Annotated in this window: 14 protein-coding genes; 8 read left to right on the top strand and 6 right to left on the bottom strand. The window is 65.7% G+C overall.

Annotation, left to right across the window (positions count from 1 at the left end; genetic code table 11):
• Positions 1–9 precede the first annotated feature (9 nt).
• Entirely contained in the window at positions 10–1,401 is a 1,392-nt protein-coding gene (lpdA, locus tag AAC071_RS13765; RefSeq protein WP_339833450.1) for a dihydrolipoyl dehydrogenase, read from the top strand.
• Positions 1,402–1,410: 9 nt separating this feature from the next.
• Here lpdA and AAC071_RS13760 read toward each other — a convergent pair whose 3' ends face one another.
• From AAC071_RS13760 to fsa, 4 genes are all read right to left on the bottom strand, one after another.
• A complete protein-coding gene (locus tag AAC071_RS13760; protein WP_339833590.1) occupies positions 1,411–1,938 on the bottom strand; it encodes an MOSC domain-containing protein in 528 nt (175 codons plus the stop codon).
• A gap of 20 nt (positions 1,939–1,958) precedes the next feature.
• On the bottom strand, positions 1,959–2,939 hold the full coding sequence (locus AAC071_RS13755; RefSeq protein WP_339833449.1) for a tyrosine recombinase XerC: 981 nt from the start codon (positions 2,937–2,939) through the stop codon (positions 1,959–1,961).
• On the bottom strand, positions 2,912–3,652 hold the full coding sequence (locus AAC071_RS13750) for a DUF484 family protein (protein WP_339833447.1): 741 nt from the start codon (positions 3,650–3,652) through the stop codon (positions 2,912–2,914). Before AAC071_RS13750 ends, AAC071_RS13755 begins: the two co-directional genes overlap by 28 nt.
• 62 nt (positions 3,653–3,714) lie before the next feature.
• A complete protein-coding gene (gene fsa / locus AAC071_RS13745) occupies positions 3,715–4,371 on the bottom strand; it encodes a fructose-6-phosphate aldolase (RefSeq protein ID WP_339833444.1) in 657 nt (218 codons plus the stop codon).
• Between the two features lie 201 nt (positions 4,372–4,572).
• On the opposite strand from fsa, the gene AAC071_RS13740 reads away from it, so the two are divergent.
• The 7 genes from AAC071_RS13740 (at position 4,573) to AAC071_RS13710 (ending at position 12,883) form a co-directional block, all read left to right on the top strand.
• Complete coding sequence (locus AAC071_RS13740) at positions 4,573–6,762, top strand: primosomal protein N' (RefSeq protein ID WP_339833441.1); 2,190 nt, start codon at positions 4,573–4,575, stop codon at positions 6,760–6,762.
• 267 nt (positions 6,763–7,029) lie between these two features.
• Positions 7,030–7,587 carry a F0F1 ATP synthase subunit delta gene (locus tag AAC071_RS13735; protein WP_339833438.1) on the top strand — a complete coding sequence of 186 codons (558 nt, stop codon included), beginning with the start codon at positions 7,030–7,032 and terminating at the stop codon, positions 7,585–7,587.
• Positions 7,587–9,116: a F0F1 ATP synthase subunit alpha gene (gene atpA, locus AAC071_RS13730; protein ID WP_339833436.1), complete on the top strand. Its 1,530-nt coding sequence runs from the start codon at positions 7,587–7,589 to the stop codon at positions 9,114–9,116. Before AAC071_RS13735 ends, atpA begins: the two co-directional genes overlap by 1 nt.
• A 23-nt stretch (positions 9,117–9,139) precedes the next feature.
• Positions 9,140–10,021: a F0F1 ATP synthase subunit gamma gene (locus tag AAC071_RS13725; RefSeq protein WP_339833434.1), complete on the top strand. Its 882-nt coding sequence runs from the start codon at positions 9,140–9,142 to the stop codon at positions 10,019–10,021.
• 34 nt (positions 10,022–10,055) lie between these two features.
• Positions 10,056–11,492: a F0F1 ATP synthase subunit beta gene (atpD, locus tag AAC071_RS13720; protein WP_339833432.1), complete on the top strand. Its 1,437-nt coding sequence runs from the start codon at positions 10,056–10,058 to the stop codon at positions 11,490–11,492.
• Positions 11,493–11,518: 26 nt separating this feature from the next.
• Positions 11,519–11,917: a F0F1 ATP synthase subunit epsilon gene (locus AAC071_RS13715; protein WP_339833429.1), complete on the top strand. Its 399-nt coding sequence runs from the start codon at positions 11,519–11,521 to the stop codon at positions 11,915–11,917.
• A gap of 141 nt (positions 11,918–12,058) precedes the next feature.
• A complete protein-coding gene (locus AAC071_RS13710; RefSeq protein ID WP_339833426.1) occupies positions 12,059–12,883 on the top strand; it encodes a ferritin-like domain-containing protein in 825 nt (274 codons plus the stop codon).
• A gap of 188 nt (positions 12,884–13,071) precedes the next feature.
• On the opposite strand, the gene AAC071_RS13705 is transcribed toward AAC071_RS13710, so the two are convergent.
• Together AAC071_RS13705 and AAC071_RS13700 are read right to left on the bottom strand one after the other, a co-directional pair.
• Entirely contained in the window at positions 13,072–13,608 is a 537-nt protein-coding gene (locus AAC071_RS13705) for an RNA pyrophosphohydrolase (RefSeq protein ID WP_339833423.1), read from the bottom strand.
• 19 nt (positions 13,609–13,627) lie between these two features.
• Positions 13,628–14,869 carry a divergent polysaccharide deacetylase family protein gene (locus AAC071_RS13700; RefSeq protein WP_339833420.1) on the bottom strand — a complete coding sequence of 414 codons (1,242 nt, stop codon included), beginning with the start codon at positions 14,867–14,869 and terminating at the stop codon, positions 13,628–13,630.
• Positions 14,870–14,897 lie beyond the last annotated feature (28 nt).

Here is a 14,897-nt window from a genome sequence, read left to right as displayed (position 1 = left end):
GGCAGACCCATGGCTGACCAACTCGACCTTGTGGTGATCGGCGCCGGCCCCGGCGGCTATGAATGCGCGATCAAGGCCGCGCAGCTCGGCCTCAAGGTCGCGGTGGTCGAAAAGAACGACCGGCTGGGCGGCACCTGCCTCAATATCGGCTGCATTCCCTCCAAGGCGATGCTGCATGCCTCCGAACTGTTCGACGAGGCGGGACATTCTTTCGAGGGCATGGGCATCGAGGTCGGCAAGCCGAAGCTCAACCTCAAGCAGATGCTTGCCTTCAAGGACGAGGCCATCGACGGCAACACCAAGGGCATCGAGTTCCTGTTCAAGAAGAACAAGATCGAATGGGTCAAGGGCGAAGGCGAAATCGAAGCCGCCGGCAAGGTCAGGGCCGGCGACCGCAGACTTGAAGCGAAACACATCGTCATTGCCACCGGCTCGGATGTGGCGCGACTGCCGGGCATCGAGATCGACGAAAAGACCGTCGTCTCCTCGACCGGCGCGCTCGAACTCGACAAGGTGCCGGGCAAGCTTCTGGTCATCGGCGGCGGCGTCATCGGGCTCGAGCTCGGCTCGGTCTGGGCGCGGCTCGGCGCCGAGGTGACGGTGGTCGAATATCTCGACGCGATCCTGCCCGGCATGGATGGCGAGGTCGTCAAGAATTTCACCCGCATCCTCAAGAAGCAGGGCTTCGCGTTCAAGCTCGGCTCAAAGGTGACCAAGGTCGAAAAGCAGAAGTCGGGGCTCAAGGTTTCGGTCGAGCCGGCCAAGGGCGGCGAGGCGCAGGTGCTGGATGCCGATGTCGTGCTGGTCGCGGTCGGCCGCACCGCCTATACGCAAGGGCTCGGCCTCGACAAACTCGGCGTCAAGACCGACAAGCGCGGCCGCGTCGAAATCGATGCCGGTTACAAGACCAGTGTCGACGGCATCTATGCCATCGGCGACTGCGTTGCGGGTCCGATGCTGGCGCACAAGGCGATGGAAGAAGGCGTGGCGCTGGCCGAGAAGCTTGCGGGCCATTACGGCGCCGTCAATTACGCGGTCATTCCGGGCGTTGTCTACACCGCGCCGGAAGTCGCTTCGGTCGGCCAGACCGAGGAACAGTTGAAGGAAGCGGGCATCGACTACAATGCCGGCAAGTTTCCCTTCACCGCCAATGGCCGGGCCAAGGCCAACAAGACCACCGACGGCTTCGTCAAGATACTCGCCGACAAGAAGACCGACCGCGTGCTCGGGGTCCACATCATCGGCGTCAATGCCGGCGAGCTGATCGCCGAAGCGGCCATCGCGATGGAATTCTCGGCAAGCTCGGAAGACATCGCCCGCATCTGCTTCGCCCATCCGACGCTGTCGGAAGCGGTCAAGGAAGCGGCGCTGGCGGTGACCGGCCTGCCGATTCACATGTAGGACGCAGGTTCAGACGGGTTTCAACGGCACCGGTTCGCCGGGCGGCAGTTCGGCGCGGATCTCGTCGCCGGGCCCTACCTCGCCCGCCGCAATGACGATGCCCATGACACCTGCCTTGCGGATCAGGTTTCCCTGCGCATCGCGGTCGAGAACGGCATTCATCAAGCCGGGCTTGATTCCGTCGAGCTGCACACAGGGATTGCGCAACCCGGTGACTTCCACGATGGCGCTCGTTCCAAGCCGCAGCTTCGTCCCGGCGGGAAGCGCCAGCAGATCGATCCCCCGTGTCGTGATGTTCTCGCCCATGCGCCCCGGTGCGAGGCTGAAGCCCTTCGCCGCCAGTTCGTCCAGCAGCTCGGCATGGATCAGATGAACCTGACGCAGGTTCGGCCGGGACGGGTCGCGTGCGATGCGGGAACGGTGTTTCACCGTCTTTCCCATATGGGCGTCACCCTCGACGCCGAGGCCGGCGAGCAATCTGATGCGGTCGGTATTCGGCTTCTGCATCGTATGCGTCGCACTGACACTGACCGCCATCACGAGGCCATGTATTTCCATCAGCGCCGCCTCGTCGCCTTGTCGTAGATCTCCAGCAGCCGTGCCGGATCGACTTCGGTATAGACCTGTGTCGTCGACAGGCTGGCATGGCCGAGCAGTTCCTGGATCGCGCGCAGGTCGCCGCCGCCGGCCAGCAGATGCGTCGCGAAACTGTGGCGCAGCGCATGCGGGCTTGCCGTCTCGGGCAGGTTGAGGCCGCGCCGGAGATCGATCATGGTCTGGCGCACCTGGCGCTGGTCGAGGCGTCCGCCCCGCGTGCCGACGAAAAGCGGGTCTTCGGGCGTCAGTGCATGCGGACAGAGCGCCAGATAGGTCTCGACCGCTTGCCGTGCCGCCGGCAGCACCGGCACCAGCCGTTCCTTGCCGCCCTTGCCGGTGATGCGCAGCACCTCCTTCAGCGGCGCATCCTTGCGCGCAAGCCCCAGCGCCTCGGAAATGCGCAACCCGCAGCCATAGAGCAGCGTCAGCACCGCGACATCGCGCGCAGCCTTCCAGGGCGCGATCTCGGCCGCGCGTGCGCCTTCGAGCAGCGTGGCGGTGCCCGTCACCGTCAGCGGCTTGGGAATGCCATGCGGCAGTTTCGGCGACCGCAACGCCTTCAGCGTCGCATTGGCGACAATGCCGGTCCGGTCGAGAAAACCGAAAAACGAGCGCAGGCTCGACAGCATCCGCGCCACGCTGCGGCTGGTCAGGCCGTCCGCCCGGCGATGGCTGACAAAGGCGCGGAAGTCGCGCAGCTCGAGGCCGGCCAGCGCCTTCAGGTCGGCCGGGGCGCCCAGATGGCCGACCAGGAATTCGAAGAAGCGCGTCAGGTCGCGGTGATAATTGATCAGGGTCGCTTCGCTGACGCGGCGTTCGCCCATCAGATGGGCATACCAGTTGCGGATTTCGCGGCGCGCGTCGGCGTCGGCGGGAATGGTCCGCGCGGCATCGTCGGGCGTCGGCGCGCCCGTCACCTGGCGGGCGGCAGCTCGAGCCATTGGCGCACACAGCGTTCGACGATGCGGGCCAGGAATTCGAGCAGGTCGATGGCCTGATCGGGATGGAACTGTTCGGCTTCGAAGCCGCCCAGCGCCAGCAGGCCCGGCGGTGTCGAGGCCGAGAAGTCGAGACGCACCAGCGCCTCGGAATTGACGTCCTCGGCCAGTCCGCCGTAAAGGCCGCGGCTGCCGCGCACATGGGCGGCCAGGCGGCACTGCGTACCGAGGCCGAGTATGCGGTCGACGCCGCCCGGTTCCAGCACGCGCACGCCGCGAATGCCGATACCCGACACGCCATTGGCGGTCTCGATGCAGAGCGTCGCCGCGCGCACGCCCAGCATGCGGGCAAGCCCCTCCGGTCCGGTCGCGAATTCGATCAGATGCTCGAAGCTCTTCGCATCGAGCAGGCGAAGCGCGGCAGCATGCACCTGTTCGCGCGCCAGGCTGTTCAGCGAGGAGGCCTCGATCAGTTCCGACTGGATGTCGCGCAGCATGCGCACCTGGTTCTGCAGCCGGCCGATCATGAAATGCTGCATGTCGAGCACGTTGCGCCCGGTCGATTGCGAGGGCGGCACCAGGGCGGCGATCAGGTCGGGATCGTTGGCCAGCAGTTCGGGGTGGCGGCGCAGATAGGCGGTTACATCGGCTGCAGTGATCGCGAGCGGTGCGTCGTCGATCCGTTGGGCTTCCGGTCTGTCATTGTGCTGGCTCATGGTCTCAGCATCTCCCAGGGAGCGTTTCCAGTTTCTTTCGGCGGACGCATTATTTGGCCCGATCAGAGAATTTTCTGTCCGGTCTTCTTCCAGTCGGCGAGAAAGAGTTCGATGCCCTTGTCGGTCAGCGGATGCTGAACAAGACCTTTCAGCACTGCCGGCGGCACGGTCGCCACATCGGCGCCGGCAATCGCGGCGTCCTTGACATGGTTGGCGTTGCGGATCGAGGCGGCCAGAATCTCGGTCGTCAGCGCCGGATAATTGTCGTAAATGGCGCGTATATCGTGAATGAGTTCCATGCCGTCGAGATTGACGTCGTCGAGCCGGCCGATGAAGGGCGAAACGAAAGTCGCGCCGGCCTTGGCCGCCAGCAGCGCCTGGTTGGCCGAGAAGCACAAGGTGACGTTCACCATGGTGCCTTCGCCGGTCAGCGTCTTGCAGGCCTTCAATCCGTCCCAGGTCAGCGGCACTTTCACGGCGATGTTCCTGGCGATCTTTGCCAGCTTGCGGCCCTCGGCGATCATGCCGGCCGCATCGAGCGCGGTCACTTCGGCGCTGACCGGTCCCTCGACCGTGCTGCAGATCTCGGTGACGACCTCGATGAAGTCGCGTCCCGATTTGGCAATCAGCGAGGGGTTGGTGGTCACGCCGTCCAGCAGGCCGGTGTCGGCAAGTTCGCGGATGTCGGCGATGTCGGCGGTGTCGACGAAAAATTTCATGGGCTCTTCTTCTGCGGCGAGGATAGAGGCGGGAATCTCGATCGGACGGCCAGTCTAGTCCAGTCGCCGCCGGAAGGCTCGTCCTTTTGCCGCGTTGTGCAGCGGTGTGCAAGGCAAGTCGTGCCGCTTGCTTTATGAGGCGTTACAGTGTCGCCTCGGTTTTGAATGGACCCCCGGCGCGCAACCGGTCGAACGAAACATATGGCCTCCGAAATATCCACAAGCTCCCCGCCCGCGCGTGTCGCGGTTCTGGTGCCGCTGGCGCTGCCGGAGCCCTATGATTATGCGGTGCCGCCGGATCTTGTGCTGGCGCCGGGCGATTATGTGGTGGTGCCGCTGGGCGCGCAGCAGTTGATCGGTGTGGTCTGGGGCGCGGGCACCGACGCGGTCGAGCGCAAAAGGCTGAAATCCGTCATCGAGCGCCTCGATGCGCCGCCCATGCCCGAGGCGTTGCGGCGCTTTGTCGACTGGGTGGCCGGCTACACGCTGGCCCCGCGGGGTTCGGTTTTGCGGCTCGCCATCCGCGCGCCCGGCGCCCTGGAGCCGCCGCGGTCGCGAATCGCCTGCCGGCTGACCGATATCCGTCCGTCGCGCATGACGCCCGCCCGCCAGCGCGTCGTTGCAACGGCCGGCGACGGCTTTGCCCGCAGCATCCGCGAACTGGCCCAGGAGGCCGGCGTTTCGGACGGCGTCGTGCGCGGGCTGGTCGAGGCCGGCACGCTGGCGCCATTCGAAATGCCGGCCGAGGCGCCGTTCTCGTTGCCCGACGCCGAGACAAGGGGCATGGCGCTCGGGCCCGATCAGGCGGAAGCCGCCGCCGCACTTGTCGCCGCGGTGGCCGCGGACGCCTTTTCGGCGACGCTGCTCGACGGCGTCACCGGCTCGGGCAAGACGGAAGTCTATTTCGAGGCCGTGGCCGAAGCGCTGCGGCGCGGCCGCCAGGTGCTGATCCTGCTGCCCGAGATCGCGCTGACGCAGCAGTTTCTCGACCGCTTCGAACAGCGTTTCGGCTGCCGTCCGGCCGAATGGCATTCCGACCTGTCGACGCGCGAGCGGGCGCGGGTCTGGCGCGGCGTCGCCGAAGGCCGCGCCCGTGTCGTGGTCGGCGCGCGCTCGGCGCTCTTCCTGCCCTTTGCCGAACTCGGCCTGATCATTGTCGACGAGGAGCATGAATCGGCCTTCAAGCAGGAAGACGGCGTTGCCTATCACGCGCGCGACATGGCGGTGGTGCGCGCCTCGCTGGGGGCGTTTCCGATCGTGCTGAGTTCGGCCACGCCCTCGCTCGAAACCGTCGTCAATGCCGATCAGGGGCGCTACCGGCGCCTGCGTCTCGAAGCGCGGCACGGCGTCGCCGAAATGCCGCAGATCGAGGCGATCGACATGCGGCGCGATCCGCCCGAGCGGGGACACTGGCTCTCGCCGCGTCTGGTGATCGAGATGCGCCGCGCGCTCGAGGCCGGCGAACAGGCGATGCTGTTTCTCAACCGGCGCGGCTATGCGCCGCTGACGCTCTGCCGCACCTGCGGCCATCGTTTCGAATGTCCGCAATGTTCGAGCTGGCTGGTCGAACATCGGTTCCGCCGCGAGCTGGCCTGTCATCATTGCGGCTACACGGCGCCGGTGCCGACGTCCTGTCCGGCCTGCGGCGAAGAGGATGCGCTGGTCGCCTGCGGGCCGGGCGTCGAGCGCATCGCCGAGGAAGTCGCCACGCTGTTTCCCGAAGCGCGCGCCGCCATCGTCTCGTCCGACAATCTGCGCGGCCCGGCGGCGCATCGCGCGGTCTTCGCCGCCATCGAGGCGCGCGAGATCGACATCATCGTCGGTACACAGATCGTCGCCAAGGGGCACCATTTTCCCTGGCTGACCCTGGTCGGCGTGGTCGATGCCGATCTCGGTCTCGAGAACGGCGATCTGCGCGCGGCCGAACGCACCTTCCAGCTGTTGCAGCAGGTGGCCGGCCGGGCGGGCCGAGCCGAGCGGCCGGGCCGCGTGCTGCTGCAGACCTGGATGCCCGAGCATGGCGTCATGCGGGCGCTCTGCTCGGGCGACCGCGACGCCTTTCTGGCCCGCGAGGCGCAGGCGCGCGAGCGGGTCCATCTGCCGCCTTTCGGGCGGCTGGTCGGCGTCGTCGTCGCCTCGGCCGATGCCGAGCTGGCGCGGCGCACCGCGCGCGAAATGGCGCGGCAGGTGCCCCGGACCGAGGCCGTCTCGGTGCTGGGCCCGGCGCCGGCGCCGATGGCGCTGTTGCGCGGCCGGACGCGGCTCCGGTTTCTGGTCAAGGCCGGGCGCAACGTCAATGTGCAGGCCTTCATGAAGGCCTGGCTGGGCGAGATGAAGCTGCCGGGCGCGGTCCGTGTCTCGGTCGATATCGACCCCTACAGCTTCATGTAGCCGCAAGGCCCGCCTGCAGGCCCTCAGGGCGACGCTGCGGCAGCCTTTGTGCATGGCCGTTCGAGGCCCAAAATGCCGCAGGGCCGGCCATTTCCGGGCGTTCCTGTTGCGCCGGCGAAGGCCATGTGTTACCTAACGCGCGGCCTCCGGGGCAGGGGTCTTTTCCGCGCTCCTTCGGGCTTAAATTAGCTAGCGATATCAAATAGTTGGCGTCAGGCCCCAGTCCTGCGCGCCGTCCTCACGACAAAGCACAGGCGAGCGCCGCACGTGTCATCTGATCACCCCGTATCCGGCATGGCCGGCCGTTATGCGACGGCCCTGTTCGAACTGGCCGAGGCGCAAGGCGCGCTCGATGCCGTCGCGGCCGATCTCCGTGCCATCGGCAAGATGCTGAACGAGAGCAGCGATCTGACGCGCCTCGTTCGCAGCCCCGTTTTCAGCGCCGAAGAGCAGGGCCGCGCCTTTGCCGCGGTGCTCGACAAGGCCGGCGCCGCGCCGCTGGTCAAGAATTTCGTCGGCCTGGTCATCCGGAACCGCCGCCTCTTCGCACTGGCCGACATGATCGCGGGCTACACCGCCATCCTGGCGCGCCATCGCGGCGAGATGACGGCCGACGTGACCTCGGCGCATCCGCTCAATGATGCGCAGGTCGCAAGCCTCAAGGCGTCGCTCAAGACGGCCACCGGCAAGGACGTGCAGATCGACACCCGCGTCGATGCCTCGCTTCTCGGCGGACTGGTCGTCAAGGTCGGTAGCCGGATGATCGATAGCTCGCTGAAGACCAAGCTCAATTCTCTCCAGATTGCCATGAAAGAGGCCTCCTGATGGACATTCAGGCCGCGGAAATTTCCGCCATCCTCAAGCAGCAGATCAAGGATTTCGGCGCCGAGGCGCAGGTTTCCGAGATCGGCCAGGTGCTTTCCGTCGGTGACGGTATTGCCCGCGTCTACGGTCTCGACAATGTCGAAGCCGGCGAAATGGTCGAATTCCCGGGTGGTGTGCGCGGCATGGCGCTCAACCTCGAAGCCGACAATGTCGGCGTCGTGATTTTCGGTTCCGACCGGAACATCAAGGAAGGCGACACCGTCAAGCGCACCGGCTCCATCGTGGACGTGCCGGTCGGCAAGGGCCTGCTCGGCCGCGTCGTCGATCCGCTCGGCAATCCGATCGACGGCAAGGGTCCGATCGTTTCCGACGAGCGCCGCCGCGTGGACGTCAAGGCGCCGGGCATCATTCCCCGGAAATCGGTGCATGAGCCGATGCAGACCGGCCTCAAGGCGATCGATGCGCTGATCCCGATCGGCCGCGGCCAGCGCGAGCTGATCATCGGCGACCGCCAGACCGGCAAGACCGCGATCGCCATCGACGCGATCCTCAACCAGAAGCCGCTCAACCAGGGCGACGACGAGAACCAGAAGCTCTACTGCATCTATGTCGCCATCGGCCAGAAGCGCTCGACGGTCGCGCAGATCGCCAAGACGCTGGAAGAGAACGGTGCGCTCGAATATTCGATCATCGTCGCGGCCACCGCGTCCGATCCGGCGCCGCTTCAGTTCCTGGCGCCGTTCGCCGGCTGCACCATGGGCGAATATTTCCGCGACAACGGCATGCATGCCCTCGTCGTCTATGACGATCTGTCGAAGCAGGCCGTCGCCTATCGCCAGATGTCGCTGCTGCTGCGCCGTCCGCCGGGACGCGAAGCCTATCCGGGCGACGTCTTCTATCTGCATTCGCGCCTGCTCGAACGCGCCGCCAAGCTCAATGACGACAATGGCAATGGTTCGCTGACGGCCTTGCCGGTCATCGAAACCCAGGCCAACGACGTGTCGGCCTATATTCCGACCAACGTGATCTCGATCACCGACGGTCAGATCTTCCTCGAAACCGACCTGTTCTATCAGGGCATCCGTCCGGCCGTGAACGTCGGCCTGTCGGTCAGCCGCGTCGGTTCGTCGGCCCAGATCAAGGCGATGAAGCAGGTTGCCGGCAAGATCAAGGGCGAGCTGGCGCAGTACCGTGAAATGGCGGCCTTCGCGCAGTTCGGTTCCGATCTCGACGCGGCCACGCAGCGCCTTCTCAATCGCGGCGCGCGCCTGACCGAGCTTCTGAAGCAGGGCCAGTTCTCGCCGCTCAAGGTCGAAGAGCAGGTCGTCGTGATCTATGCCGGCGTCAATGGCTATCTCGACAAGCTGCCGGTCGGTGATGTCGGCCGCTACGAGCAGGAGCTCCTGCGCAGCGTCCGTTCGAGCCATGCCGGCATTCTCGATGCCATCCGCAGCGAGAAGCAGATTTCGGGCGACACGGAAGAGAAGCTCAAATCGGTCGTCGAAAGCTTCACCAAGGCGTTCGCCTGAGCACGCGCAAAAGGTAAGGGCGAATGGCCAGCCTCAAGGACCTCAGAAACCGCATCGCCAGCGTCAAGGCGACGCAGAAGATCACCAAGGCGATGCAGATGGTCGCCGCCGCGAAGCTGCGCCGGGCGCAGGAAGCGGCCGAGGCCGCGCGTCCCTATGCCGAGCGCATGGACCGGGTGCTGGCCAATCTCTCGGCCGGCATGGCGGGACGGGCCGACGCGCCGGCGCTGCTGGCCGGCACGGGCTCCGACAAGGTGCATCTCGTCATCGTGGCGACCGCCGATCGCGGTCTCTGCGGCGGTTTCAACTCCTCGATCGCGCGGCTGGCGCGCACGCATATCCGCAAGCTGATCGGCGAAGGCAAGACGGTGAAGATTCTGACCGTCGGCCGCAAGGGCCGCGACGCGCTGCGCCGCGACTTCGGCGACCGGATCGTCAAGTCCTACGAGTTCACCGGCATCCGTCAGATCGGTTTCGCACAGGCCGAAGATATTTCGCGCAATGTGCTGGAACTTTTCGAGGCCGGCGAGTTCGATGTGGCGACGCTCTTCTATTCGAAGTTCGTCAATGTCGTCAGCCAGATCCCGACCGCCCAGCAGCTGATCCCGGCCAGCGTGCCGGCGGGCGCGGAAGGGGTCGATCTCGGCGGTGCGGTCTATGACTACGAGCCCGATGAAGCCGAAATCCTGAAGGACCTTCTGCCGCGCAATCTGTCGGTGCAGATCTTCCGGGCGCTGCTCGAGAATGTGGCCGGCGAGTTCGGCGCCAAGATGTCGGCGATGGACAGCGCCACGCGCAACGCCGGCGACATGATCAAGAAGCTCAACATCACCTACAACCGTTCGCGGCAGGCGATGATCACCAAGGAACTGATCGAAATTATCTCGGGCGCCGAAGCGCTCTAGGACGATCCCCCAAAGGGAAGATGAAGGAACTCGCATGAGCAAGGCAGTCGGAAAGATCGCTCAGGTTATTGGCGCCGTCGTGGACGTGGAGTTCACCGACAATCTGCCCGCCATCCTGAACGCGCTGGAAACGGACAATGGCGGCAACCGCCTGGTCCTCGAGGTCGCGCAGCATCTTGGCGAGAACACGGTGCGCACCATCGCCATGGACACGACCGAAGGTCTCGTCCGCGGGCAGGAAGTCCGCGACACGGGCGCCGCGATTTCGGTGCCGGTCGGCGAGGGCACGCTCGGCCGCATCATCAACGTCATCGGCGAGCCGGTGGACGAAGCCGGCCCGGTCAAGCACGAAGCGCGCCGCGAAATCCACCAGGAAGCGCCGTCCTTCGTCGAGCAGTCGACGGAAGCGCAGATGCTCGTCACCGGCATCAAGGTCGTCGACCTGCTGGCGCCTTATGCGCGCGGCGGCAAGATCGGCCTGTTCGGCGGCGCCGGCGTCGGCAAGACCGTTCTCATTCAGGAACTGATCAACAACATCGCCAAGGCGCATGGCGGCTATTCGGTGTTCGCCGGCGTCGGCGAGCGCACGCGCGAAGGCAACGATCTCTATCACGAGATGATCGAGTCGGGCGTCAACAAGGACCCGAACGAGAACAATGGCGACACCACGGGTTCGAAATGCGCGCTGGTGTTCGGCCAGATGAACGAGCCGCCCGGGGCGCGTGCCCGCGTGGCGCTGACCGGCCTCACCGTCGCCGAACATTTCCGCGACAAGGGCCAGGACGTGCTCTTCTTCGTCGACAACATCTTCCGCTTCACCCAGGCGGGTTCGGAAGTGTCGGCGCTGCTCGGCCGCATCCCGTCGGCCGTGGGCTATCAGCCGACGCTCGCCACCGACATGGGCGCGCTGCAGGAACGCATCACCACCACGACCAAGGGTTCGATCACTTCGGTGCAGGCCATTTACGTGCCGGCCGACGACTTGACCGACCCGGCGCCCGCCACCTCGTTTGCTCACTTGGATGCGACGACCGTGCTCAACCGCGCGATCTCGGAAAAGGGCATCTATCCGGCGGTGGACCCTCTCGACTCGACGAGCCGCATTCTCGAGCCGCGCGTTGTCGGCCAGGAACATTACGACACGGCGCGTCAGGTGCAGGAGATCCTGCAGCGCTACAAGTCGCTCCAGGACATCATCGCCATTCTCGGCATGGACGAGCTGTCGGAAGAAGACAAGCTGGTCGTCGCCCGCGCCCGCAAGATCGAGCGCTTCCTCAGCCAGCCCTTCTTCGTCGCCGAAGTCTTCACCGGTACGCCGGGCGTGCTTGTCGACATCAAGGACACGATCAAGGGCTTCAAGGGTCTGTGCAACGGCGACTACGATCACCTGCCGGAAGCCGCCTTCTACATGGTCGGCACGATCGAGGACGCGGTCGCCAAGGCCGAACGTCTGGCCAAGGAAGCGGCCTGATCCGCCGTCGCACGAGGTAGTATCCGATGGCTGACAAGCTGCAATTCGATCTCGTCTCGCCCGAGCGCCTGCTGTTCTCGGGTGAGGTCGACATGGTGGCGATTCCCGGCGCCGAGGGCGACATGGGTATCATGGCGGGCCATGCGCCCGTCATGGCGACCCTGCGTCCCGGCATCGTCAATATCGACGAGGCCGGCAAGGCGCAGCAGCGGATCTTCGTGCGTGGCGGTTTCGCCGAGGTGACGCCGGCCGGTCTCACGGTGCTGGCCGAGTTCACCGTGCCGCTCGCCGAACTCGACGCGGCCGCGCTCGACCGTGAAATCGCGCATGCGCAGGAAGACGTCAACGACGCCAGGACCGACACCAAGCGCCAGGCCGCGCAGGAAAAGCTCGATCACCTGAAGCAGCTCCGCCAGGCCCTCTGAGGATCGGGGGGCGCTGGCCCCCGGATTCCCGCCTCTTTCCGGCTGCGGCCATCGGCCCCGTGCGGCTGCCCTTAAACTGCCGCATCGCATCCATTATAATACCGTCACAAAGGCGCGGCTCTCCGCGCGGACCGAGGATGCATGACCCGTCACTGGACGCTTGAGGATATTCGCTGGCAGGATTTCGACCCCGCAAAGGTCGACCCCGAGATCCTGCGCGCGGTCAAGGCGGCGGCGATGGTCGAGTTCAATGCGCCCGATTACGTGACCTATCTCTGCAACGTCTTTTCCGACCGGCCCGATATCAAGCAGACGATCCATCAATGGGGTGCGGAGGAAGTGCAGCACGGGCAGGCGCTGGCCCGCTGGGCGGAGCTTGCCGATCCCGATTTCAGTTTCGACGAAGCCTTTGCGCGCTTTCGCGCCGGCTATTCGATCCCGCTCGACGCGATCCAGTCGGTGCGCGGCAGCAGGGGCGGCGAACTGATTGCGCGCTGCGTCGTCGAGAGCGGGACCTCGTCCTATTACACCGCCATCAAGGATGCGACCGCGGAGCCGGTGCTGAAGCAGATCGCGACCAATATCGCCGCCGACGAATTCCGTCACTACAAGCTTTTCTATGACGGCTTCAACGCGCTCGACGAGGCCAAACCGTCGATCCTCGCGCGTATCCGCGTCGCACTCGGCCGCATCGCCGAAGCCGATGACGACGAACTGGCCTGCGCCTATTACGCGGCCAACACGCCGGCCGATGGCAGTGTGCCCTATCAACGCGCGCGTTTCGCCAAGGCCTATGAAAAACGCGCGCTCGGCCTCTATCGCCGCCAGCATGTCGAGCGTCTGATCTCGATGGTCGGCAAGGCCGCCGGCCTCAAGCCGCAGGGCCGGCCGATGCGCGCGGTCGCGGCGCTGGCCTGGCGCTACTGGCGCTTCCGCAACTGGCGGCTGGCCCGCGCGGCGGTCTGAATCCCGGGGACAAGTTTTTTCCACCGCGCGAATCGGTCCCGGCGGCGCGCCTCCTGCCGCAGCCGGGGATAAATTGTTTTCCGGACCGGGGATAACTCGCCCGCGGACGCGACTTATCCCCGGGCCGGAAGCGGTTTGTGACAGTTTCGTGACAGTTCGATGACAGAGGGGGGGGGTTGCTGTGGATTTCACGCTTCCGGGACGGCCAGCGGACCGAATTCGGCGACCAGCTGTTCGTAGACGGAGCGTTTGAACGGCACGATCAGCTGCAACACCTCATCGAGTGGTACCCAGGCCCATTCGCTGAATTCCTGGTGGTCGTCGGCGGCGATATCGATGTCGGAATCCGTGCCCGTGAAGCGCATCGCGAACCATTTCTGCTTCTGGCCGCGATACTTGCCGCGCAGCGCGATGCCGGCGAGATGCGGCGGCAGGTCGTAGGTCAGCCAGTCCTTCGTCTCGCCGATGATGCGCGCCTTGTCCGTACCCGTCTCTTCCTTGAGTTCGCGCAGCGCCGCGACGGCAGGTTCCTCGCCCTCGTCGATGCCGCCCTGCGGCATCTGCCAGGTCAGCGCGGCGCCGGTCAGCTCATGCGCGCCGCCATCCATCATGCGATTGCCGACCCAGACAAGACCGTCGCGATTGATCAGCATGATGCCGACACAGGGGCGATAGGGCAGCGTTGACGGGTCGACGGCTGTGGCGTGTTCGCGGTGGCGCGGCATGCGGCTCTGTCTTCTTTCGTCAGTTCGCGGTGGCCGAGACGGGTACCAGCACGAAATTCCTTTCCTCCAGCGTGCGCGCCCATTCGGCCAGCGCGTCGACGGTAACCGGAAAACCGGAGGCGACGCCGATCGCCACGCCCGTCGCGGCAATCTCCTCGAGCACTTCCAGCGACGTGGCGATCACTTGCGGGTTCTGTACCGGATCGACGATGCGCGAGGCCTGCACGGCCGGCATGCCGGCTTCGCGTGCCAATTGCGGGGCAAGGCTGCGTGCCGAGGCGCCGTTGTCGACATAGAGAAGCCCGCGTGCGCTCAGCGCCCTCATCGTCTCTTCGACTGCTGCGGAGGAGGCCGTGAAACGCGCGCCCTGATAATTCATCACGCCGGCATAGCCGGTGAACCGGCTCATCAGCCAGCTGAGGCGCGAAAGATTTTCTTCCGCCGAAAGATTCGTCAGCAGCGTGTAGGGGCCGGGGTCGTTCTGCGGATAGCCGAAGGGCTCCATCGGCAACTCAAGCAACACTTCATGGCCGGCGGCGCGCGCTCTCGCAATCCAGTTCTGCATGCCAGGGCCATAGGGAGCAAAGGAGAGCGTCACTTCCGGCGGCAGTGTTTCGATCGCATGCGCCGTCGCGCTCTCGCTGATCCCCATGCCGCTGACGACAAGCGCAATGCGGCGCGCTGCCGGTGTGCCGGGCGGCACGGGCCGCGCATAGACCTGCGCAGGCGTGCGCCCGTCGGCTGCAATCTTCGGCAAGGGTCCATCGGGCGTCATTTCGATCAGCGCCGGATCGGGAACCGGCGGCAGCGGCTCGACGCGCCGCGCAGCCCTGCCGGCGGTCTCGCCGCCCGAGACGCTTTCGGCGCCGACGATGCGCACTTGCGAAGCGACATCTTCGGCCGCCACTTCCTCATCGATGCGCCGCGCTGCTTCGAGCAGCGCACGTTCGTCGCTGCTCAGCTCGTCTGCTGCCGGCACCGTCGCTGCGGGTTCTTCCGCAATGTTCCGGTCGTCGGGTTCCGGCGCCGGCGCGGTGGCGAGGTCCGTCTCGGCCGGTTCTTTCGCTGTCAGCGCAAGATGCACCACCGGTTCGCCAGCCAGGCGATTGTCGGAGAGAAGCAGCCAGACAAGCGTACCGCCATAGACAAGCGCCACGACAAGCGCGGCGACGGCCAGCGGCGCGAAGCGAATGCCACCGTCGTCATCGGCTTGTCTGCTCCCGTTCAGGCCGACACCTTTCGCCGTCGCTTTTGCATCCATGCGTACAATTCGTCTCCGGCAGGCCGGC

Origin of the sequence: uncultured Parvibaculum sp. (assembly GCF_963975745.1) — a bacterium.
Lineage (GTDB): Bacteria > Pseudomonadota > Alphaproteobacteria > Parvibaculales > Parvibaculaceae > Parvibaculum.
Note: the sequence above shows the minus strand (reverse complement) of the source record. Positions and strands in the feature narration are given on the sequence as shown.